General features: G+C 36.2%; 17 protein-coding genes and 2 pseudogenes. 5 read left to right on the forward strand and 14 right to left on the reverse strand.

Annotation, left to right across the window (positions count from 1 at the left end; genetic code table 11):
• Together BK574_RS16510 and BK574_RS16520 are read right to left on the reverse strand one after the other, a co-directional pair.
• Window positions 1-189: pseudogene (locus tag BK574_RS16510) on the reverse strand (transcriptional regulator); the annotation flags it as partial.
• 645 nt (window positions 190-834) lie between these two features.
• Complete coding sequence (locus BK574_RS16520; protein WP_078429359.1) at window positions 835-1,353, reverse strand: DJ-1/PfpI family protein; 519 nt, start codon at window positions 1,351-1,353, stop codon at window positions 835-837.
• Window positions 1,354-1,501: 148 nt separating this feature from the next.
• Here BK574_RS16520 and BK574_RS16525 point away from each other — a divergent pair, with 148 nt between their 5' ends.
• Both BK574_RS16525 and BK574_RS16535 read left to right on the forward strand, forming a co-directional pair.
• Entirely contained in the window at window positions 1,502-1,891 is a 390-nt protein-coding gene (locus BK574_RS16525) for a winged helix-turn-helix transcriptional regulator (protein ID WP_031537027.1), read from the forward strand.
• 576 nt (window positions 1,892-2,467) lie between these two features.
• Window positions 2,468-3,487 (forward strand): site-specific integrase, encoded by a 1,020-nt coding sequence (locus BK574_RS16535; RefSeq protein ID WP_078429360.1) that lies wholly within the window; start codon window positions 2,468-2,470, stop codon window positions 3,485-3,487.
• 218 nt (window positions 3,488-3,705) lie between these two features.
• On the opposite strand, the gene BK574_RS16540 is transcribed toward BK574_RS16535, so the two are convergent.
• Both BK574_RS16540 and BK574_RS16545 read right to left on the reverse strand, forming a co-directional pair.
• Entirely contained in the window at window positions 3,706-4,923 is a 1,218-nt protein-coding gene (locus BK574_RS16540) for an IS256 family transposase (protein WP_078429361.1), read from the reverse strand.
• Between the two features lie 94 nt (window positions 4,924-5,017).
• Complete coding sequence (locus tag BK574_RS16545; protein WP_078429362.1) at window positions 5,018-5,758, reverse strand: DDE-type integrase/transposase/recombinase; 741 nt, start codon at window positions 5,756-5,758, stop codon at window positions 5,018-5,020.
• Window positions 5,759-5,884: 126 nt separating this feature from the next.
• On the opposite strand from BK574_RS16545, the gene BK574_RS16550 reads away from it, so the two are divergent.
• On the forward strand, window positions 5,885-7,090 hold the full coding sequence (locus tag BK574_RS16550; RefSeq protein ID WP_238458038.1) for a tyrosine-type recombinase/integrase: 1,206 nt from the start codon (window positions 5,885-5,887) through the stop codon (window positions 7,088-7,090).
• A gap of 67 nt (window positions 7,091-7,157) precedes the next feature.
• On the opposite strand, the gene BK574_RS16555 is transcribed toward BK574_RS16550, so the two are convergent.
• On the reverse strand, window positions 7,158-7,517 hold the full coding sequence (locus BK574_RS16555) for a hypothetical protein (RefSeq protein ID WP_078429363.1): 360 nt from the start codon (window positions 7,515-7,517) through the stop codon (window positions 7,158-7,160).
• A 133-nt stretch (window positions 7,518-7,650) separates the two neighbouring features.
• Entirely contained in the window at window positions 7,651-8,109 is a 459-nt protein-coding gene (locus tag BK574_RS16560; RefSeq protein ID WP_078429364.1) for a helix-turn-helix domain-containing protein, read from the reverse strand.
• A gap of 167 nt (window positions 8,110-8,276) precedes the next feature.
• On the opposite strand from BK574_RS16560, the gene BK574_RS27610 reads away from it, so the two are divergent.
• Window positions 8,277-8,480 carry a hypothetical protein gene (locus BK574_RS27610; protein ID WP_078429365.1) on the forward strand — a complete coding sequence of 68 codons (204 nt, stop codon included), beginning with the start codon at window positions 8,277-8,279 and terminating at the stop codon, window positions 8,478-8,480.
• A gap of 145 nt (window positions 8,481-8,625) precedes the next feature.
• Here BK574_RS27610 and BK574_RS16570 read toward each other — a convergent pair whose 3' ends face one another.
• The 8 genes from BK574_RS16570 to nikA all read right to left on the reverse strand — a co-directional run bounded on the left by BK574_RS16570 (window position 8,626) and on the right by nikA (window position 18,620).
• Complete coding sequence (locus BK574_RS16570; RefSeq protein ID WP_078429366.1) at window positions 8,626-9,918, reverse strand: GTPase family protein; 1,293 nt, start codon at window positions 9,916-9,918, stop codon at window positions 8,626-8,628.
• A gap of 1,225 nt (window positions 9,919-11,143) precedes the next feature.
• Entirely contained in the window at window positions 11,144-12,325 is a 1,182-nt protein-coding gene (gene cntE, locus BK574_RS16580) for a staphylopine family metallophore export MFS transporter CntE (protein WP_078429368.1), read from the reverse strand.
• A gap of 15 nt (window positions 12,326-12,340) precedes the next feature.
• The gene (gene cntE, locus BK574_RS16585; RefSeq protein WP_180320591.1) at window positions 12,341-13,513 is read right to left on the reverse strand and encodes a staphylopine family metallophore export MFS transporter CntE; all 1,173 of its coding nucleotides are present in this window, start codon (window positions 13,511-13,513) and stop codon (window positions 12,341-12,343) included.
• Window positions 13,514-13,536: 23 nt separating this feature from the next.
• Window positions 13,537-14,361 carry an ABC transporter ATP-binding protein gene (locus BK574_RS16590; protein WP_078429370.1) on the reverse strand — a complete coding sequence of 275 codons (825 nt, stop codon included), beginning with the start codon at window positions 14,359-14,361 and terminating at the stop codon, window positions 13,537-13,539.
• 15 nt (window positions 14,362-14,376) lie between these two features.
• Window positions 14,377-15,234, reverse strand: coding sequence for an ABC transporter ATP-binding protein (locus tag BK574_RS16595; RefSeq protein WP_158211683.1), 858 nt, complete (start codon window positions 15,232-15,234; stop codon window positions 14,377-14,379).
• A gap of 14 nt (window positions 15,235-15,248) precedes the next feature.
• Entirely contained in the window at window positions 15,249-16,064 is an 816-nt protein-coding gene (locus BK574_RS16600; protein WP_078429372.1) for an ABC transporter permease, read from the reverse strand.
• Entirely contained in the window at window positions 16,061-17,002 is a 942-nt protein-coding gene (nikB, locus tag BK574_RS16605; RefSeq protein WP_078429373.1) for a nickel ABC transporter permease, read from the reverse strand. Before nikB ends, BK574_RS16600 begins: the two co-directional genes overlap by 4 nt.
• A 4-nt stretch (window positions 17,003-17,006) precedes the next feature.
• Entirely contained in the window at window positions 17,007-18,620 is a 1,614-nt protein-coding gene (nikA, locus tag BK574_RS16610) for a nickel ABC transporter substrate-binding protein (RefSeq protein ID WP_078429374.1), read from the reverse strand.
• Between the two features lie 689 nt (window positions 18,621-19,309).
• On the opposite strand from nikA, the pseudogene BK574_RS16615 reads away from it, so the two are divergent.
• Window positions 19,310-20,521: pseudogene (locus BK574_RS16615) on the forward strand (site-specific integrase).
• Window positions 20,522-20,711 lie beyond the last annotated feature (190 nt).

The following is a 20,711-nucleotide window of genomic DNA, read 5'->3' on the forward strand; positions in this document are numbered from 1 at the left end:
CTTGCTTCGGATATCCCCTACGCAAACCCCGCCTTCAAATCCTTCATCAGCAATAATATGGGCTTGCGGTGAAAAATGACTGTCGGGATCTTTTAACATTTGAAGAATGCTCACCCTCGTCTGGTTCGACAATGCCTTAAAAATTTCAACGGCTTGTTCATCATTTAAGCGTTCCAATTCCTGCTTCAATGTCATTTGCCTCTTTCTATATCAATTATCACTATCCCAATGGAAGCTGGATAGATGATCTGAAAGCATCATGCCAAATCGGTAATTCCCGATATTAATATATTAGCCATCTGGTCCTTCCAAATCAAATGATTTGTTTCGAAGGAGATACGGCGAAAAGCCACATCTTAAAAAAGGTCACTAAAAAACCTGCAAATAACAGGTTTTTTCGACGGTTCCGCGACTCCATCTTTGAACTTATTCCATTATTTTCAGCTTATACACTTCTCTATTTGACATAAGGTCTGTAATATTGTTCCTGTATTCCTGATAATGAGCCGACTGAATATGGTATTCCAGCGCTTCCTCATCCTTCCACACTAAATGTACCCTTTTAAATCTCTTATCCGCTTCAATTATGTAAGCTTTTAACTGTACTCTTAACTTTTTTAGCATGACCAAAAAGTTGAGGCTTGTTTTCGATTGAATTTGATTGATATTCAACTAAAGGACGACCTAGTAAAACTATATAAATATCGTAATACGGTTCATATTGAATCAGAGTTAATTTTTGGTGTATTTTGCTTACATTTGGATAGCCGAAAACCTACGGAATTAATTCCGTAGGTTTTCGATTATATGAAAATTCAGGGAGGAAATGTAGAATTAACTTAATGCTTTTACTACAGCTTCTCCAAATTCTTTAGCGCCATCTGGACCATCACCAGTGATAATATCATCATGAGCAACAACATGTTTTTCAACATATGTTACTTTATTCGCTTTTAATTGGTCTTTTTGTACATCTACTGGATAGCAAGTTGCTTCTCTTCCAGTAAGTAAACCCGTTTTAGCTACAGTAACCGCACCTGCACAAATTCCTGTTACAAGAACTTTATTAGTATACGCTTGTTTCAAGTAGTCTTGTAATTCTTTATTTTCCCATAGATGATCGTTCGTACCAGATCCACCAATAACAGATACAACATCATAGTCAGAAGCAAAAACGTCGGAGAAAATGACCTCAGCAGTTGCTGTACCTTCATAATCTCCTATGATTTCACCTGTTTTTGTACTTGCAATTGTCACCTCAATTCCGCTGCTTTCCAATTCCGCTTTAGGTTGAAATAATTCGTCTTCATTGAAACGTTCTGGTGGTATAATTAAAAGTGCTTTTTTACTCATTTGTAGTTCCTCCTCATTAATGAAAAAGATTTGCCGGTAAGACGACCATTTCATTCTACTGCTTGTTTTCTTCACTGTGAAGAATGCACTTTTTTGTAAGGAGGTTACCGACAGGTTACAATTGATACAAATAAGGAGGTAAGAATTTATGCCAGATACATTTAGAGATGAAGTTAAAGAAAAGATCATAAATGGTGATTATAATTGTGAAAAAGAACTTACCTTATCAATTATAAGTGGTAAATGGAAAATTGTTATTTTATGGCATTTGGGGGTAGAAGGACCACATCGATTCAGTGATCTCCAAAGGCTTTTTCCAAAAATATCCCATAAAATATTAACGAATCAATTAAGAGAACTGATGGAAGATGGAATAGTTCATCGCGAGGTTTATCCAGAAGTTCCACCGAAAGTGGAATATTCCATGACTGAATTGGGGATGACTTTACTTCCTATCGTTGAAATGATGTATGAATGGGGAAAAAATCGGATAGCAGAAATCATAAAAGAAATGGATATTTCGGAATTAAACAATTAAGCATAAGCTTACATTTACAATGTTGCTTTACAAAACCTATTAGAAAAGAAGCACTTTCACTTAACTGTAAGAAGGTGCTTTTTTTCTACCCATCATTAAAAATTAAAATGTTCGAAGGGTCCAACACGACTAAACCAAGGCATTTTTAATCCATTTTATTAATCATTTTTGGTAACTTCCTTTATTATTTCAGTTGCAACCGTAACAATGACTGGATTCCCACACTTCCTATCACCTCCCTTAATTACTTTTATTAACTATTACAATCTTTGCTAATAAACCATCTCCCATCTTTTAGACAAACTAAAAAGAGTAGATTATTGGTTTCTGCTTCTAAGGCAATTCCAATAACCCACTCTGATTCTGCATTGTATATATATGTGAAACGAAACTAGCAGAAATGTCCCGTCAGGGACTGGATCTATACTATTCTCTTCCTATCCTTTCCAATTACCTAGGTCACTCATCCTTAGAAGCTACTGATAAGTATGTCAGGTTAACTTCGGATATGTATCCAGAATTAATTCAGGAGGTAAATAGTCTTTGTTCATATTTGTTTCCGGAGGTGACTTTACCGTGAAACCTACAGATTTTTCATATTATCTTACAGGATTTCTTACCAAGTTTCTACCAGGGGAAATTGGTGCAAGCAAAAATACCATTGCCTCCTACAGAGATACATTTATACTCTTTCTGCGGTTCTTAAAAGACGAAAAAGGAATTTCAGTAGAACATCTAACATTGAACAAAATAACAAAAAATTTAGTGGTGGATTATTTAGATTGGACAGAGGATAAGCGTCAGTGCAGCCCTTCAACAAGAAATGTGCGACTAGCGGCTCTCCATTCTTTCTTTAAATACCTTCAATACGAGAATCCAGACAATCTATTAGAATGGCAGCAGGTCCTCTCTATATCGGTCAAAAAGACAGAAAAGAAAACCATTAACTATTTAACCCTTGATGGAATTAAACTACTTTTAGAAATGCCGGATCTTAACACAGAGGCAGGACGGCGCAACTTAGCCTTATTAACACTTATGTATGACACTGGGGCAAGAGTGCAGGAAGTTATTGACTTGACACCATCTATGATTAGATTCGACAAACCTTATACTATAAAGTTGATTGGTAAGGGGAACAAGGCTAGGATCGTACCATTAATGGAGCCAACTATGCGGATTGTAAAAAAATACATGGAAGAGCAGAATCTTTTACGAAATGCCGCTAACTTATATCCTTTGTTCTTTAATAAGAGAAAAGAAAGACTGACTAGAGCAGGGGTAAATTATATTGTAGAAAAATATAAAAAATTAGCACGTGAGAAAAATAAAGTATTAATACCAGAAGTATTGTCCTGCCACTGCCTTAGACACTCAAAGGCAATGCATCTCCTTCAGGCAGGAGTAAATCTTGTCTATATAAGAGATATATTAGGCCACTGTTCTGTACAAGTAACGGAAATCTACGCTAAAACGGATTCAAAGCAAAAAAGAGAGGCAATTGAGAAAGCGTATGTAGATGTATCACCTACTGATGAACCAATGTGGGAGAAGAATGAAGATTTATTGACTTGGTTGAAAACCTTTAATAAATAATAGCCATGGTGATAATGTAAAGTTAAATCTGGGAAAACTTGGGAGTATAAATTATTTTGTGTAAATGGGAATTGCACTCAATAAACTAAGAAGGCTTTACATGGAGAGGCGGGCATGATAGGCTTGTCAGCCAGGCGATACTTTTTTCAAAGGATCGCCCCATCGCCAGAAATCCATGCCCGTAGAGGCTCCATGTCAAGCCGGAACTTTATAAACTGCTATGCAGATAGTTCCGACTTAAGCCGATCTTCAAAATAAATGGCTAGCTGTGATATACATTCTTTCCAACCTATTAGGGGCATAGTCCATTTTTTTGATACTTCCATGGTAGCTAAATAAATAATTTTCCTTAAAGCCTCATCCGTTGGATAGGCTGTTTTTGTTTTGGTTACTTTTCGTAGCTGTCTATGATAACCTTCAATAATATTGGTGGTATAAATCATTTTTCTAATGGCAGGTGGATAAGCAAAATAAGCGGTCAACTCAATCCAGTTCGCTTCCCAAGACCTGATAATAATTGGGTGCTTCTTGCCCCATTTTTCCTTAAACTCTTCAAAGGCTAGTTCGGCCTCTTCCATCGTTAAAGCTTGATAGACTTTCTTTAAATCTGCCATCACTTGCTTTTGTTCTTTGTATGAAACATATTTCATAGAGTTACGAATTTGATGGATTACACATAGTTGAATTTCCGTTTGAGGAAAGACGGAATTAATAGCTTCAGAAAAACCTGAAAGACCATCTTTACAAGCAATCAAGATGTCCTCAACCCCTCGATTTTTCAAGTCTGTACATACGCCTAGCCAAAAGCTGGCACTCTCATTCTCGCCGATCCAAATGCCGAGAATTTCTTTATGACCTGAGACAGTTATACCTAAAACACTATACGCAGCCTTATTGATAATTCGGTTGTCTTTACGCACCTTAAAGTGAATGGCGTCTAAAAAAACAATCGGATATACACGATCTAAAGGACGCGATTGCCACTCTGTAATTAATGGCATAATTTTATCTGTTACTTTACTAACCATCGTAGGAGAGACATCTATGCCATAGATATCATTCATGTGAGATTCAATATCCCTAGTCGACATACCTTTAGCGTAAAGAGCGACAATTTGATCTTCAAGTCCGTTCGCCGTTGTTTCATACTTCTTAATAATTTGTGGTTCATACTCACCATTACGATCTCTCGGAACCTCTAATTCTGTATTCCCAAACTTGGTTTTTAATGTTTTCTTACTATAGCCATTTCTACTATTCCCTGTATGATCTCCTTGAGCGTCGTGCTTTTTATAGCCTAACTGATTTTCTATTTCAGCTTCAAAAACCTCTTGAATTGTATCCTTAAATAAGTTTTTTAACATGGCGTGGACATCTTCAACAGTACGGCATTCTTTTGCCAATTCCTTAATTGTTTTGTTTCCATAGTCTTGCATAAATGATCATCTCCTTATTGGAAAGTATAACCATTTACACAAAACTTTTTACGCTCTCGAAAACTTCTTATTTAATAACATAAAAAGGGTTACTTTACATTATCCTCTTCTTTACATAACCTTTTGATTCAGGATCACTCTTTCTACATAGATAAATGTTGAATTGACGTGCTAGATGATACTTTGTGAATTCAGCTGTCATGATCAAGTCACCAGCATTTTCACTAACAGCTAGTAGCGCATCTTGATCGTATACCATCTCAAACGGTATTCCCTCAAAATAATGGAAAGCATTCTCATGCATTCTAATTACATCTGAGGTACGAAACGGTCGGTCAAGCCACTCCACGTACTTATAACGAGAATGGGCTAATACAAATGCAATAAAGTAAAGCTTGATGTTGTTACCATATTGTCCTTTAATTACTGTCTGTCCAAAGTCCACTTGAACTTGTTGACCCATAGGAAGTTCTGGAACTACAGCATAAGTGCGATACGCTTTAACTTTCGGAATATGATAAAAATCTCTCATCTCATTTAGATAATTCCTAACCGTATTTTCACTCACCTCTTTAAAGTCTAATTTTTCCTCTAACCAATCATATACTTGAGCAGCTGTTAGATCTGGGTGTTCTCTAATCCAACCCAGTATTTGATTGTGATACAAGTCCAACTTCTTTTCTCGTGTTTGTATTGAATTCAAAAAATCCTCAAACTCATCTGGTGTCATTTTCAAATAATCTATCACCCTATTTCTTGAGATATTCAGTTTCCTAGCAATTGCACTCTTTGAGAATCCCTCTTTAAAAAGCTGATGGACCTCCTTATAAGTCATAAAACGGTTCACTCCTATTCCTCACTTTCAATAAACTATAATCTAGTATATTGAAAATGATCATGTACTGGGGAACTGTTTAATCTTATTTGTGGTTTTCTGTTGAGTTCTATTTGTGGAAAACTGTTGATTCTAGTTTATCGTTTACAAGGTTGCACTTGCAGTGTACCTAATTGCAAGTGTGACAAATCTTGGGCTTTCGTTATAGACATCGGACGAGACCCAGAGACTGGCAAAAGAAAACAAGCAACAAAAGGTGGTTTTGGATCAATAGAAGAAGCCCAGTTTGCTGCTCAAACTTTACTTAATGAAAAAAAGCATGGTACTTATATTAAAGAGTCGAATATTCTCTTTAAAGATTTTGCACAAGAGTGGCTTTCAATTTATCAAGAAAGAACTGGAGCTAAGTCTGGAACAATGCGTCTTAGAAAGTACAGTATTAATAAACTACTCCCTTATCTTGCTCATGTAAAACTGAGAGACATCACTGAAGAGATGTATCAAAAAGCAATAAATGATTTAAAAGCTAAAAACTTTGCTAGGAGTACATTAGAAGGCTTCCATACCACTGGAAAAATGATTTTTAAAATGGCTCTTAGCAAGAGAATGATTAAAATAAATCCGACAGAGTATGCTTATATCCCTCGAGATCCAGAAGTTGTAATTGAGTCAGATGAAGAAGACATACCTAAATATTTAGAACTCGATGAACTGTTACAATTCTTGGATACTGCTAAGAATAAGGGTCTATTTATGGATGAACTAATTTTCACTACCCTAGCCTTTACAGGTATGCGTGTTGGAGAGTTAGTAGTACTCAAGTGGAAAGATATTGATTTCGATAATCACACAATTAAGATTACAAAAACGTACAACAATGAAAAAAACAATACAATAGAATACTCATTAGGAACTCCAAAAACCAAACGTTCCAGACGTACCATTTCCGTACATGAAACAGTGATTGAATTGTTTAAAAAACATAAGGCCGAACAAGAAAAGTTAAAAGAAAGATTTGGCCCTGCCTATTACGATCAAGATTTTGTATTTGCAAACATCAACCGACATCCAGGCTACCCGATCCTCACAAAGTTTGTTGGAACTAGAATAAATAGGTTATCAAAGTTTTTTAAATTTAAAGTATGCAACCACACACTTCGTCATACCCACACATCCCTTCTTGCAGAAGCAGGAGTAAAACTAGATCCAATTAAGGACCGATTGGGGCATTTCGACGACGAAACGACTAGAAAGGTTTACCTCCATGTAACGTCAACAGTGAAAAGAGAGGCTTCCGATAAATTTGGACAATTAATTCAGGGGAGAATGTGAAAAATTACTGAAAGTAAAATGATTTAATTTTGCTTTCAGTAATTTACATATATTCATTTCCCCACCATCAATCTTCTTTTTTTTCTAGGTAGGCCTCGATAAGCTGTCTCGGAATTAAATTTAGTGTACTTTCCACACCTAAATTAAATATCAGCAATTTTATTGCTTCCTGTAATTCACGATCAGAATACAACAGTTTACCATTTCGAGGCATCTCCCACCTTTCCGGTAAGTACTCACAAACAGTATCGTAATTAAGCAGCTGAGATTCCATCTTTAGTTCTAGTTCTGGAGCGATATCTTCTTTGCATACTTCATTAACCAAATCCCACAATGGATTATTTTCTTTATTCTTTGGTTCCAAATCTCTTGCAGCCTTTTTTATCTTTTCTACAGCCTTTCTATAATTTTCTTGCTCATATGACATATCATCACACCAATTCTATTTATTTTGATGGCTTTCCACCAGCCTTGAGATTCTTAAACGATTGCTTAAACAGTTATATTCAAATCGGACACACTCCTTCACCCATTTAGCACTTGCAATTTGTAAGGAATTGTTATTTCTTTTTCTCAACTTTTTCCAATTCAAAACACTTTTCTATCGGCGGGCAACCCAGTGAAATCCAAATCAACAAAAAATACTCCATTGAAATAAATCGTTTATTATTTAAGACTATACTAAGCTCACTATTGGAGATACCTGTCATTTCAGAAAGATCTTGTTGTTTCAGTCCTAATATTTTTAGTTGTTCCTTAAATTTATTCTTCACATTTTTGGGAGAGCGAAGTGGCTTTGTTTTCAACTCGCAAAAAATCTCGTTAATTAATTCCATCCGGTCTAGCTCGTTATGTACGGATCCTTTAATAAAATCCTCTAAAGCAAATTCCTCTTTAGTTTTTAAAACGTAATTGTTTTCTGCATTAAGCCAGTTCATAATGTGCCCTATTTTCATAATAGTGTTTAGTTCAAAATCTAACTTCACCTCAACTTTGTTAGACTTATTTGTGATAGACATGTATTTTCTCTCCCCTTCTTTCATAAGATTTTATTAAAATATATGGTTATGAGGTGATTTTAATGACATTATTCCGAAATACAATGGATGGAAAGTCCGCAGGAGAGATAGCGAGGGAAACTTGCAAGCGTGGCCAAAAAGGTTGCTAAAGTTAGGTGTGCAATTGTTTGAGTAAAGCAAAAAAATGTGATGTCAGTTTCAGGTGTTTTTCAATAAATGAAATAAAAATCATATTTGTTTTGTGCCCTTCTAAAATTTCAATTAGAGGAGGTATACAGAAAGGATTTCTTTTTGGAGACCAATTAAGGAAAAATGAACGGACTGATCTTACAGTTTTATATACTCTTATTAAAAAATCTAAAAAAGCCTAATTATACATTTGTATGAATAAAACAATGCATATTTAGGCTTCTTAAAATTTTATATTTTAATCGACTATCGAGCCCCGATTGTGGAAGAACATTATTTTAAATATTATTAATGGTACTGTTCTCCATAATGTATCTAAGTGAGGTTTTATTGCAACTGTTCTTCTTTTTTTGCATCTTCCATTTCTTGCTTCGCTTGTTCTTTTGTTTTTCCATCTATATAGTAAGCTATTGCTGCTTTACCTATTGCATAAGTTCCCGAATAAGCTATTGTACTACTGATAGCAGATCCTGAACCTGGTATTACTACATTTAAAAATTTTGCACCTTGTTGAGCTACAAATCTCAATCCTAATCCAAACAAAGCTACTCCTCCTAACGAAAGAATAAATTCTCTTGCCATCTTACTATCTATCTTATGTCCACTTAGATAAGCTATAAGAGTAACTTCAACTATTTGTATAGGTATTAGAACTACAATATCACTTGCTGGTATCGGAGTAATTGCCACACCTGCACTTGCTGTTGAAAACACTTTGACAAACTTATTGGCAATTTTCTCAATAGCTATATCAAGTTTGTTGTTCAACATTAAATATACAGCGGCACGAAAGTCAATGTTTTCTTCTAAAAAGTTTACCAGCTTATCAATATTGTATCTTCCATCAAATTCAATCACTAGTTTCGCACGCTCTTCTGGAGACAAAGATTCTGGGTCATCATGATTCCATTCAATATATGAAGAAACTGGTACTATAAAAGTATCTGATAATCCTACTTCTTCTAATACTTGACTAACCTGTTGCTCTTTTATTGCAATGTTATCTTTTTTCTTTTGAGTATATCTTGTTGGTTCCTTAATTCTAGCTGGCTCTATATCATCTATTCGTGTAATAACTGTAACTAAAGGGACAGTTATATCTAGACTACTATAGACTTCTTTAAGATACACAGCATCTTCTCTTAAAGTAGATCTATCAGCACCATTGGTTAATAATAAAAAGGCATCTGGTTCAAAATCTTCAATTACATTTTTTAAATCTTCTTCAGCTGTACTTGATAATGCATTTAAATTTTCTTTAATTCCTCTAGTATCAATAATTTCAAATATTACTTCATCATTCTTTTTATATTGAAATACTTGAGAATCTTTAGTACCAACCTCTATAGCACTAGTCTCTGCTAAGTATTCACCAAATATGGCATTAATAAGGCTGCTTTTTCCTACACCTGTGCGCCCCATTATGACTAATCTAGGCGGTCTTCTTTCTTTGATTCCTTCCATAATACTAGTAATCTCATCTGATTTTAAAGCATTAATCACTAAATCTTTGGCTTTTTTCGGGATAACAAAATCTACCCCATTAATTAATTCTTCAACAGAGTCCATCGTATCTGTAATTTGTTGCAATCTTTTTTCTAAAACCTCTCTGCTAGTCATAATTCCACCTCCATTTTAAATACCTAATTCATATTGCACTACTTTTAAAAAAACATATAGTATTCAATCAGATTTCTGATTTAAATAGTTGAATCTAATTTACACATAATAATATAGGGAAAATTACCCACTTATATAATATCATTATAGATTCATTAAATATAATTAAATTTACTCGAATTACTATGATTCATATTTAAAAGCCAACAAAACCGATAAAGGAGCGAAAGAACCATCTAATGATGGCTCTAATTGTCATTCTTCAAGTACCTCTGTATTGATCCTTATAGTTTGCAATTGTCTTATTCGAGCTTATAGTTGTCCTATCTATTCTGGCTATCAAACCGTTTATTTTCACTTTCGAAAATTGATCTAGCTTTTAGAACCTCATTTACTTATGTACTATTCACTCCGATTAATCCTAAATAAACTTAAATGTGATACAAATAAATTCACGAACTCTTTCTCCATAATCATGGCCCGATTGTTAAATAACTACCTTCGAAAATTAAAACCTCTTTAATAAATTGCATTCTTTCATAAACGAAATTATTTGTTATGTAGTATGAGTCAAATACGAAGAGACGATTACTTAAACGTAATTGCCTCTCCGTAATTTTTTGCTTCACAGTATCGTTGTAATGCGTAGCAAAAGATCCTGTTATAAATTGGATGTCCTGATAAAAAAAATTACGCTTCCCCGCTCTTCCCCCCTCATTCTCCCCAATCCCTTCTCCCACCTGCCTTCACGCCTTTTCTCTCACCCTTCCATTTTCTACAAAATAATAATACCGTTCCTGCTTTTTCACGCTTTTTGCCCATTTGTGTATCGATTTTGCAATGATTGCGAGAGAAAAAATACGTTCCGTAGTAGAGTTAAGGATTAAGGTGGGTAGTGGAGGCAAGGATAGAGGGTTAAGGCGTTTTCATCCTGCCTTGTTTCTACGCTTATTCCTGACACGACTGGTTTTGTCACGCTTTTCATCCTACGTTCTCACCTGCTTTTTCTCCTGCTTTTCTGGCTCTTTTTCGGACATAAAAAGACCGAAGGTCTGCTGAGATTACTCAGAAACCTTCGGTTTTTGGAACGCTATTTTTATATCGGAAGCGTTATTTTTATTTAAGAGTCGGTAATTTTTTGGTGGGACATTGGAGATTGGGACTTGTTAAAGATACAATCTTATTGCTTACTAAAATTAATACTACATTCATAGATTTCTCTATATTACCCAACAAATATTTTTCTTCGCTCATAGCCAAAAATAATCATTGCTACTCCTAAAAAAGCACAAATCATATACATAAATGAATAGGAGAAAATATCTGCTAATGGTCCCATAATAACTCCTCCGAGCGAAACTCCTAAATCAGCAGTAGCAATAAATAAACCAAGTAATACATTACGATTTGCTTTAGGCAAAACAAAAGTCAAGTATGATGTTAACGTCGGATAGATAAGTGCCTGAGCTATCCCCATTAAAATTGCACCTCCATAAAAAAAGATAGGTCCACCAGTTATAGAAAAGCTTACACACTGGGCTGCTAACGCTAGAATAAGCATAGTTCCCATGATAAAAGAAGAATGCCATTTCCCATCTGAAGGAATTCTCTTTCTTAAAGTAAAGCGAGAAAAGACAACTGTTCCTGCCATAAGCATGAGGTAAATTCCAGCATTGCCGCTTTCTAATTGCAAAGCATATAAGGGGATAAAGACTGTAGTGGCTCCAAATACCATGGAAGAAGTCAACATTAGTATGCTACATTTAAATAAAAACGGATTTTGTACTAATTGCCTAAATGATTGAATTATATTGACACCCTGTTCAGCATTACTCGTAACAGGCTGTTCAGTGTTTTTATCCATTTTCGCACTATAGCCAACCAAACCTGTAAAAATCGCAATTCCTATCATCACAACTGTAAAATAATTCATATCACCAGCTTGCCAAATCCCTAAAGCAAGCAATGGACCTATGATTCCAGGTACATAAGAAAATAACGAATATAACGAAATACCTTGAGAGCGATCTTCCTCTGGCAAAGCATCTATAATACCTATCTGTAGTGCCATGGAAAAGAATGCCGTCGATACCCCTTGTAGCATACGGGCGAAAAAATACCCTCCTAATCCAGTAAATGTATAGATTATTAAGGCAAAGCCATTAAGGATTAATATAACTCGTAACACTTTTATTGGACCATGTTTCTGAATTATTTGACCTGCCCACGGGCGAAAGAACATAGTGGTAAATAGATAGGCTCCCATAATAATTCCAATCGTTGTATTACTAGCACCTAATGATACTCCTTTTAACGGGATAATAACATTTAGAATAGAGTTGGCACTAAAATATAGAAGAACTAATAAATATAAGCGTAAAAAAGGCCAAGACAATGCTCCTCTCACATTTTTCCCCCTTTCTTAAGAGACGGCACCCTTATCTATTACGAAAACATCTGCTTCTTTCCTATTTGCCCAAATGAACATAATTGCAGCGAGACCTACAATTGCACAAATAATAAACATTATTGAAAAAGAACTCATTTGTATTACAAATCCCATAACAAACCCACCTAGAGCAAAGCCTAAATCATAAGAAGCAAGAAAAACGCCGAGTAATATATGCTTGCTCTCCTGCGGAATAGCAAAAGACATATACGTAATGATCGTTGGATAAAGCATCGCTGTAGCCAAACCATTAAAAATGGCTGATACATAAATAAAGTGACCTATATAAGGCATGAATGCCAAAAGGGTGGTTCCAATAACCGAACTTACTAAAACAATCGACATAAAAGATGGATGCCATTTCCCATCAGAAGGAACTATTTTTCGAAGTAAAAACCGACTCACGACCACAACTATTGCTTGTAAAAATAAATACAATGCTGCATTACCATAGCCAGTCGTTATCATATACAAAGGTAAAAAGGTAGTAATAGCTCCAAAAACACTTGCACCGATCAGCATAACAAGAGCAGAAACCATAAGCCCTCTATGCCGCCTTGTAGTCTTAAAAGCTGTATACATCTCCCGAAACGTAAACATCCCTTTATCCTCTCTTGTTGCTGGTAACGGAGAGCGGAATACAAATAAAAACGGCAGCACGGATAAGGCAGCAATTAAAAGTAATAAATATAGATGGTCAAAATGAGTCCAGAGGAGCAAAGCTAACGCCGGTCCATATAAACCTGGCAAAACAGTAGATAAGGAGTACATGGACATACCTTGACCCCTGTCCTTATCTAACAAAATTGAAGCTATCCCTATTTGCATGGCCATGGAAAAGAACGCTGTCACCACCCCTTGAAGGGCACGTACGATATACAGGCTCTCGACTCCTAACCAAACATACAATAACAAGGCTAACGCATGACCTACTAACAACCATTTCATGATAGTTAATACGCTATATTTGGCAATTAATTGACCTGCCCAAGGTCTTAGCCCCATACAGACAAACATGTACATTCCCATCATAATTCCAATTTCACCTTCCCTGAAACCATAATCAGCTGCCTGTAATGGGAAAATGACGGTTAAAATGGAATTGGCAGTAAAGAAGAATAGAGCCAGTACATATAATTGAAACATTTTTATTGAGATTGGATTAACTTCTATGATACATTCATTCCTTTCTTCACCGACATATCCTCACTAGCTTGCTGCGTCTTAATAGGAAGCTGAGCTTCTAGCAACCTTCTACTTGCAGGATGCGTTAATTTATCAAACTCCTTGACATCTTCTGTATAATCAACTATTTTTCCCTTATCCATTACAGCTACCTCATCAGCAAACAGTTTCACTGAATGTAAATCATGGCTTATAAAAAGATAGGTTAAGTTCAATTCACGTTGCAATTTTTTTAATAACTTTAATATACTAATCTGAACCAACACATCTAAACTATTAATTACTTCATCTAAGATGATAAACTTAGGTTGAATAGAGATGGCCCTTGCAATCGTAATTCGCTGGAGCTGTCCACCACTAAATTGATGGGGGTATTTCTCACCATCCTCTGCGGTTAATCCAACGGTCTCTAACAATCTCTTTACTTCTTCCCTTTTTTCTTTTGAGGAGTATTGTAAATGAACACGCATCGGTTCAGCAATCACATCTCTTATTTTCATACGAGAATTGACGGCACTAAAGCAATCTTGAAAGACAATTTGCATGTCTCTGCGTAATTGCTGTCTAGTTTGGTTGGAACTATTAAGTAAATTGAATCCATTAAAAAATATCTGACCACTTTCCGGCTTCTCAAGACCAATCAGTATTTTTCCTAAAGTACTCTTACCAGAGCCGCTTTCTCCTACTAAAGCAAAACACGATCCTTCCTTGATGTGTAAAGAAATATCGTCTAGGGCCTGTATTTTCTTTTTCTGTCCCCACCATTTGCCATCAAAATACTGTTTTGATACGTTTTTAAATTCTATCATTGTAATCCCTCCAGCCTACTGCCTTACCCAATAACCAGGTTTCCATTCTATAAAATGACCTTCCATTGGTTCTTCATAATGGTCTACCAACTCTTCTAAGAGACTATTCTCTTTTTTTACTGCTAGTAAGGCTTTCGTGTATGAATGAAGCGGTTGTTCAAGGACTAAGGAAGCAGGGCCATACTCAACCATCAACCCGCGTCTCATCACGATGAGATCATCAGCTAATTTAGCAATCACTCCCAAATCATGAGAAACAATGAGCATACTCGTGCCAGATTCTTGCTGATATGCTAATAGCTCATCTAAGATGCGTAGCTGTGTCATCGTGTCTAAGGCTGTTGTTGGTTCATCTGCAATTAGTAAAGATGGACGATGGCAAACTGCTATCGCAATCATTATCCTTTGTAGCATTCCTCCACTTAGCTCATGAGGATATTTGTTTAATATATTCTCTTCAGGTAGCTGATAACGAGAAAGCTGTTCAAGTGCTTTTTGTTTCGCCTCTTTTTTACTTATATTAACGTGAGCTTGTAGTGTTTCGATAAAGTGATCTCCAATCGATACCATAGGATTAAACATGGCCATGGGATTTTGCATAATAAGAGCGATTTCCTTCCCCCTTAGCTTACGCATCTCCTCCTTGTTTTTAGCATGAAGAGATTCACCCTGAAATAAAACCTCTCCGGACACTCGACGACTCTCACGAAACAATTGAAGAATCGTGGTACATATCATTGATTTTCCGCTACCGCTCTCCCCGACAACACCCACAATTTTCCCTTTTGGGATTTTAAAGCTTATATCCTGGACAACCTCAATTTCATCCGTTTCACGTTGTACAAAAACAGATAGATTTTTTACTTCTAACAAGTGAATCAGCCTTTCTATAGCGTTTTTGGATCTAGAGCATCACGCACCGCATCTCCAAACCAATTAAAGAGGAGCACAGTTAGTGAAATTATGAAACCTGGAATAAACATTAACATCGGATTGCTTAATAAAAATGTTTTACTATCACTAATCATCATCCCCCACTCAGCCATTGGGGCGCTCACTCCTAGGCCTAGAAACGATAGTTCAGATATGAGTAAAATCGTAGAACCTAACCCAATTAATTTAAGCAGGAATATTTGTGGAAAAACAAAAGGAAGAATATGGACTCTCATAATGTTAAAGCGGGAAACTCCTGTCACCTGAGCATACTTCACAAACTGGGCTTCTTTAAGACTTAACACCATGTTTCGAATTATACGGGCATACCATACCCAAGAGACAAAGACTATTCCTATAAACATATTGAAAAGCCCACCGCCAAGCGTTCCTACTATAACAAGGGCAAAAATAAAGTTGGGCATCGCTAGTAAAATATCACAAATACGCATTAATACTGTATCTATAATTCCACCAACATAGCCTGCTACAATGCCAACAACCAGACTAATAACTAATGTTACAAATAAAATTGAAAATGTGGTAAACAAGGATACTCTTGCACCTGCGATGAGCCTTGATAGTACACAGCGTCCTAAATGGTCCGTACCTAAGGGGTAGGTAGCTGAAAAGCCTTGGAGCTTCATGGCCATATTGATTGCATAGGGGTCATGAAGTACTAACCACGGTTCAAGTATAGCCACCATAGTAACTAACGCAACAAGGGAGCTACTGATGATTAAAGGTAAACGCTTGTTTCGCTTTTTCATTTTCCCTCCACCTTTAAACGAATTCGTGGATCAATCAGGGCACACACGATATCCGCTAAGAAATTTATGAAAATATAAAAGACCCCGATTAACAATATAAAGCCTTGTAATACAACATAATCTCGGGCACTCATTGAATCCAAGATATATCTTCCTATTCCAGGAATTGTAAATACGATCTCTATGATCACTGCTCCACCTAATAAACCGCCAAACGTCATAGCTAATGATGTTAATAAAGGAGGTAACGTTCCCCTTAACAGATGATGGAGTACTATGACACTCTCTTTTAAACCACGAGCCCGAGCATATAAAACATAGGGTTGCTGCATCTGCTCTATCATACTTGTTCGGATTAACCGAATATAAAATGGACTTATTCCCAGTGCTAGTGTCAATGATGGTAATATCATATGCTGCCATGTTCCCCACCCCATCAACGGTAAGACCCCCCATTTCAACGCCACAACGTATATTAAAATAAAGGCTAACCAAAAATTAGGCATAGAGGCAATCGTAAAAATCGATGTACGTGCAAGCCTATCAAATAGGCTGTATTGCTTTACTGCTGATAAAACACCTATGGGAACACTTATAAAAACTACAAAAAGCAAGGCTGTGAAGGCAATCCCTAAAGTTATCCAAAACCTGCTTATTAGTTCATTTGCGACATCCTGCTTTGAAACAAACGATTTTCCAAAATCAAGTTGAAACACCTGCCACATCCAATTGGCATATTGAGAAAGCAGAGGCTGATTAAACCCCTGCTCTTCACGAATTGCGTCCATTGATTCCTCGCTAACTGGTAATTGATTGATGGCAAAGTAAGCTTCAACAGGGTCAACTGGAATCACCCTAATTAAGAAAAAAGCAACGAGGGATACACCCCACAGCGCCAAAATCATACTTAAAATTCTACTTACTAGAAAACGTTGCATTATTCTATTCCTCTAATTCAAATAGTGAGAGTGGTACTTCATATTGATGCGGAGTAAACTGTAAGCCTTTAACACTATTATTGGCTACTAAGTAATTGGTACGATATGAGATTGGAATAAGCATCGCTTCTTCATGAATTCCTCTCAGAATCTCTTCATACAATGTTTGTCGTTCATTTTCATCGGTTGAACGAATCACTTTTTCGACAGTGGTAACAAACTCAGATGAAATAGTTGTTCCACTTTGTGCATAGTTTCCTAATTGGTTCTCTCCAATCATCGTACGAATATACATATGTGGGTCGTATGGTACACCCCATGTATCATTAAAAGTCAGATTAAATTCTCCATCTCTCACTTTTTGAGTATAGATTTGAGGTTCTTCCGCCTGTAACTTTACATCAATCCCGATTTCAAGCCATGCACTTTGCAAATACTCTAATATACCTTTATGTATTTGCTCCGTACTGCGATATGGAATTGTTACTTGTAAGACTTGATTATCTTTCATTCGAAATGGTTGTCCCTCTACTTCTTTCCAACCAGCTTGATCAAGTAATCTCTTAGCTTCTTCGATATTGTTCTTATATTGACCTACCTCAATATCACTATAAGGGAAACCAGGCGAGAATAAAGAATGTGCCTCTTCCTCTAAACCATTTAATAAATGCTCCACGATGGTCTCACGATCCATTGCATGATGAAGTGCTAATCTAACTTCTTTTTCATTCGTTGGAGCAACGGTTGAATTAATAGCCAAAACTCTCGTTGATAATGGACCTGAAATTAACGTTTGATATGTTCCATTCTGTTCCAGATTCTGATATTCAACAGGAGCAAGTTGGCCACTTCCAAATATTAAATCAATATCTCCTTTCTCCAAGGCCATGATGCGTGCTTGCGAGTCTGGAATGACCTTAAGAATAACTTTTTCTATTTTAGGCTTTTCTCCCCAATAATTTTCGTTACGTGTAAACTCAGCATGACTATCTTTCGCATAATCAGTTAAAACCCACGGACCTGTTCCAATAGGAGCTTTGATTTCTTCCACTGTTAAACCACTCTCAGGAAACCCACTGTCACCTAACATTCTCAGTGGACGAATTAACGTTAACTCTTGTAGAAAAGGATAGTAGGCTTCTTTTAAATCTACTTTTACTTTTAGTTCATCTATCACTTCTACTTTTTCAATAATACTTACAGCTTCTAGCCAGCTGTGTCTTTCCATATTTTGAAGAACGGCTTCTATATTTCTTTTCACATTCCCCGCTGTAAGAGACGAACCATCTGAATACACTACACCTTCACGTAAAGTGAATAAATAGCTTTTCCCATCATCTGAAATCTCCCATTCTGTAGCTAAGGCAGGTGTTATCTCTCCATTATCACCGTAGCTTACTAGTGGATCATACAGCAACGCCTGAGCAAACATTTCATTAGGTGCATATAGATGTGGATTTACCTCTCCAATATCCAAGGGCCAAGATAACGTCAATGTATCATTAGCCAATGTTCCTTCTTGTTTGCTTGTTTCTTGAATACTTGTCTGTTCATTACTACAAGCCGCTATCATTAACATAAGTGTACAAGAGAGTACGAGCAAAGCTAGTTTTTTCATACTTATCGAGCCTTCTTTCTTCCATTGTATTTTTCTACTATTACTTTCAAAGCCCTTACTCAAATAGTAATGATTACTATTTTCAATTTAAATTAAATCACAGTTTACATAGATTGTAAATAAGTTTAAGAACTAACTTATGTGATAAGAAAACAATACTATATATTTGTGAGACCCTTGTGAAATTTATTTTATTGTCACAAGTTCAATTCATATGATTTCGCCATATACCATGGTACCTGAATATAAAAAGCACACTACCTACTCAGTTAGGTAATGCGCGAAGTGTCTTAAACTCTATGAGAGATTTCATTTAACCATATGGACGTTTGTGGAACAATTTTCTTAGTAGGACTTTTAAACTCTTCTGCTTGTCACCTTTAGTACATTCTTCTCAAGACCACTCGAAACTGTAGTCATATGCTGCAGAGTTATGGTCTACTGTTCATTAACATATTATCTTCAAAGCAATCTACGTACAAAGCTTTGTAGCACCCCCTTACCTCAACAGTCAACAGAATCTCGAAGTGAATAAATCATCATTAATAATTACCCTTATATACCACTTATACCATTTATAAAATAGTCTTTAATCCGCATTTTCCTGAATTAATGTCATGAATTATTATTCTGATTTTGGCAATAATGTACAATTGCAACAAAATAATATTTAGAAAGCGAGGATGCCTATGAAAGGACATTTTTACAGAAGAGGCTGTAAGTGCAAAAAGAAAAAATGCACTTGTGGTTCAAAGTGGGCTTTCACTGTCGATATTGGGTTAGATCCAATCACCGGAAAAAGAAAACAAAAGGTAAAAAGTGGATTTACTACTAAGCAAGAAGCTGAAGAAGCTGCTACCACTCTAATTCATCAAGTAAACAAAGGAACATATTTAGAGGAGACAGATAAAACCTTCAGCGAATTTGCAAATGAATGGCTTCCCATCTACAGGGACTCAAAAGATGTAAAACCCGGAACCATCCGAGTTCGCCTCCATGAAATCGGAAAATTGTTACCCTACTTTGCTCAATTAAAATTAAAAGACATCACAAAAAAAATGTATCAAGATGCTCTAAACGATTTAAAAGAGCAAGGTTACTCTGATAGTACTAGGGAGGGAATTAATCGAACAGGAAGGATGATTTTTCGAAAAGCACTAGAACTGGAGTTAATTAAAAAGGACCCTACGGAGTTTGCTTATGTAAAAAAAGATAAGAAAACAGTTGAACAGTTGGAAGAAGAGGAAGTTCCAAAGTATCTTGAAAAAGAAGAGCTCGCCCTATTTTTAGAGACAGCTAAAAATAATGGACTTGAACATGATTACTTGGTGTTTTTGATACTCGCCTATACTGGAATTAGGGTTGGGGAGTTAGTTTCTCTAAAGTGGAAAGATGTAGACTTCAAAAACCACACGATAAGTATTACCAAAACGTATTACAACCCCAATAATAATACCGTCGAGTATCAATTAGTCCCACCGAAAACCCGAAAGTCTAGGCGGAAAATTGTTGTGGATGAAGATGTCATCAACGCTCTGAAAGAACACAAAAAGGTTCAGAATAAAGTCATCGAGCAATTAGGTAACAGTTACTATAACAAGGACTTTATCTTTGCCAAAATGGAACGACAGCATGGCTATCCCATTGTCGTCAAGACCGTTCAAAACCGAATGGCTAGATTACTTGTCATTGCTAATTTAAACAAAGAATTAACACCACATAGTTTAAGACATACACACACTTCACTTCTTGCAGTAGCCGGTGTAGGGCTTGAACAAATTATGGATCGACTTGGCCATTCCGATGATTAAATAACCAAAGACGTATATCTACATGTCACCCACGAAATGAAAAAAGAAGCCTCTCAAAAGTTCAGTGAACTCATGAGAAGCCTCCGTTAATTATCCTCAATGTTAGCAAAATGTTAACATTTCACTCTCACCTTGCCAACAAACCCAGTCATATCAGGGGTTCGAGGGGCAGATGTCCAGCCTCAACTCCTAGAAACTCCAGCCTCTTCCCATCCTCCTGCGTGGCAATGAGCGCCACTTGTCGGATGGTCCAGATTCCTCCGTTTCTGAGCAGTCGCTT

This window comes from Alkalihalobacterium alkalinitrilicum, from assembly GCF_002019605.1.
Lineage (GTDB): Bacteria > Bacillota > Bacilli > Bacillales > Bacillaceae_F > Alkalihalobacterium > Alkalihalobacterium alkalinitrilicum.

Bases quoted from the DNA above. Each gene is read 5' to 3' on its own strand.
- BK574_RS16520 (WP_078429359.1), bottom strand. From the start codon at position 1,353: ATGAGTAAAAAAGCACTTTTAATTATACCACCAGAACGTTTCAATGAA.
- BK574_RS16525 (WP_031537027.1), top strand. From the start codon at position 1,502: ATGCCAGATACATTTAGAGATGAAGTTAAAGAAAAGATCATAAATGGT.
- BK574_RS16540 (WP_078429361.1), bottom strand. From the start codon at position 4,923: ATGCAAGACTATGGAAACAAAACAATTAAGGAATTGGCAAAAGAATGC.
- BK574_RS16545 (WP_078429362.1), bottom strand. From the start codon at position 5,758: ATGACTTATAAGGAGGTCCATCAGCTTTTTAAAGAGGGATTCTCAAAG.
- BK574_RS16555 (WP_078429363.1), bottom strand. From the start codon at position 7,517: ATGTCATATGAGCAAGAAAATTATAGAAAGGCTGTAGAAAAGATAAAA.
- BK574_RS16560 (WP_078429364.1), bottom strand. From the start codon at position 8,109: ATGTCTATCACAAATAAGTCTAACAAAGTTGAGGTGAAGTTAGATTTT.
- BK574_RS16570 (WP_078429366.1), bottom strand. From the start codon at position 9,918: ATGACTAGCAGAGAGGTTTTAGAAAAAAGATTGCAACAAATTACAGAT.
- cntE (WP_180320591.1), bottom strand. From the start codon at position 13,513: ATGTTTCAATTATATGTACTGGCTCTATTCTTCTTTACTGCCAATTCC.
- BK574_RS16590 (WP_078429370.1), bottom strand. From the start codon at position 14,361: ATGATAGAATTTAAAAACGTATCAAAACAGTATTTTGATGGCAAATGG.
- BK574_RS16600 (WP_078429372.1), bottom strand. From the start codon at position 16,064: ATGAAAAAGCGAAACAAGCGTTTACCTTTAATCATCAGTAGCTCCCTT.
- nikB (WP_078429373.1), bottom strand. From the start codon at position 17,002: ATGCAACGTTTTCTAGTAAGTAGAATTTTAAGTATGATTTTGGCGCTG.
- nikA (WP_078429374.1), bottom strand. From the start codon at position 18,620: ATGAAAAAACTAGCTTTGCTCGTACTCTCTTGTACACTTATGTTAATG.